Origin of the sequence: Methanobrevibacter sp. (genome assembly GCF_045636185.1) — an archaeon.
In the GTDB taxonomy this organism is placed as follows: domain Archaea; phylum Methanobacteriota; class Methanobacteria; order Methanobacteriales; family Methanobacteriaceae; genus Methanocatella.
Genome location: NZ_JAZTXC010000134.1, coordinates 1 through 2,407 on the forward strand (window position 1 = coordinate 1; position 2,407 = coordinate 2,407).

General features: G+C 31.2%; 1 protein-coding gene. It reads left to right on the plus strand.

Annotation, left to right across the window (positions count from 1 at the left end):
• Nucleotides 1–208: 208 nt before the first annotated feature.
• Nucleotides 209–2,407 (plus strand): hypothetical protein (locus ACKI3Q_RS07620; RefSeq protein ID WP_407415839.1); only part of this gene is annotated, 2,199 nt, incomplete at its 3' end.

The window sequence follows — 2,407 nt, forward strand, 5'->3', positions numbered from 1 at the left end:
TTTTTAAAAAATTTAAAATATTCTAATCACAGATTAGTTTTATTAAATTTTATTTTCTAAATGTATAATATTTATATAGTTGAAATGTTAAAGTAATTAATTAACTATGAAAGTATATGCCTTGTAATCAATTTTTGAAAAATAACTATTGTTTTTCACAATACTGATACGAGGGTCTGAAAAATATAATATAAAAATGGTGAAAAATATGAATAAAAATAAAATAATGCTTATTCTTTTATTAATTTTCTTTTTTATTAGTATAGGCAATGTGTCGGCTACAGACAATAATGAAACTGTTTTATCTCAAAACAATGAAATCACTGTAAATGAAGGTGATTCTATTCAGGTAGCTATTGATAATGCTACCGCAGGTAGTACTATAATAGTCGAAAGTGGAAATTATGCTGAAGATTTGGTTATTTCTAAAGAACTTTCCATTATAGGTCAAAATGCAAATTTAAATTCTCAAAAAACTGCGTTTACTATTCTTTCAACTGCAAACAATACTTCCATTTCAGGATTTAATATTTTTGTTTCAGACATGATTAACGGTACTGGAATTTTGGTTAATAGTAGCGGCTGTACGATTTCAGATAATAAAATATCCGGTGGAAGTATTGGTATATCAGCACCTCCACATATTGTAATTAATGAATCGGATATTAATGCATCAATAATAGAGGTAGTTAACAATTTAAAGATTATTGGAAATGATATTTCTGATGTAAGCGGAGCGGGTATTTCAATTATGGTATATAACCCAGTTGTATCCAGAAACAACGTTACCAATATAATAAATAGGAGAGAAAATGGAACTGCTTCAGGTATTTTAGTAAATGGTACGGGCATTACTTCTGATGATTTAAAAGTAATTGTAACAGACAATTATATAGCCAATATTAAATCGATTAATGCTTCAGCTTATGGTTTGGATGTAAGGGCAGCTGCTGTTTTTGATAATTTAACAGAGTTTGACGTATCTAATAATGTCGTTGAAGATGTTTCAGCTCCTATTGAATCCTATGGTGTCAATATTGATGTTTTTTCATTGAGCAGTACTTTACCTACTATCGATGTCCATGATTTGAATATTAGTCAGATTTCTACAGGCAATTATGAAAATGCTTCTTTAACTGGTTTAAGAGTTTCTGTAGTTACTCTTGATCAGAATGAAAGTTCCGGTGCAGTTGTTCATGATATTAATATAAAAGACTTAACTGCTTTAGGTGCTAATTCTGCAATAACCGGTATTGTAGGTTCCGGAGTGGGATGGGCGGACATATACGTTTCAAAAAATAATTTGACCAATTTCAAATCTTCAGGTTCAATCACTGGAATAAAGGGTGAAAGTATAAATTACAATAATTTTGAAGGATTTGTTGATGTTTCAAGTAATAATATTACTAATTTGAACTCTCCTAAAACAAAAGGTATTAATGCTTTCTCTTTAGGAAATGTTGCAATTAATAAAAATCTTTTATATAATCTTCCTGGGGAAAATACGACTTTCATTACTGGTGTTCCTTTAAGCATTAATACTAAGAAGTACAATATGACTATTCCTGATAATTCAACAATTGAAGAAATTATTGAATTGCTGAAATCCATATTTAATAATAGTGATTTCAGCATTACTGGTAATTTATCAGTATTTGGTAACAATATAGAAGGTACTGGTGTTGAAACCGGTTTTCTGGTTGTAGTCCCATCTGCCGTAATACATTATAACCGTGCCACTAATTTAAAAGATAATGTTATTAAGGAAAGCACCAGACAGCTGTTATTGGAATCCTACGGCTATGACCCTAACCTATCAAATGAGGAATTGGCTTATCTGATGACAATATCACAGCCAGGTGCTGAAAACTACACTGAAGAAGAAATCAGAAATATGAGCGCATCTTTAGCCCAATTCCTAGATATGTTCTTTGGCAATCTGGAAAACTTAACTTCAGGTGATGTTGATGCAAGATATAATTGGTGGGGTACTAATTCCAGACCTTCAGATTCAGGGTTCAGAAATAATAAAGGAACTATTTTATATGATCCTTGGTTAATATTGCGTGTCAATTCAAATCCGTCTGTAATAGACTATGGGGAATATTCAAAGATTACTGCTGACGTTTATATGGATTCTTTAGGAATGGACCATAGTGCAGATGCCAGTTTGTATTTCAGCGGTCCGAAAATAACTTTCTTTACTGATAAAGGAAGCTTTTATGGATACGATTCAATTACTGTAAACTGGAATGAAGGACAAGCTATTACTTATTTATATGGTGATGAGTATGGTTTAGCAACTGTCTGTGCAGTTGATTATGATAAATCATGTACTACAGTATTAATCCGTGGCGGAGATTCTCCTTCTGAGGAAAAAGATAATATTATAACTATGAAACCTGCC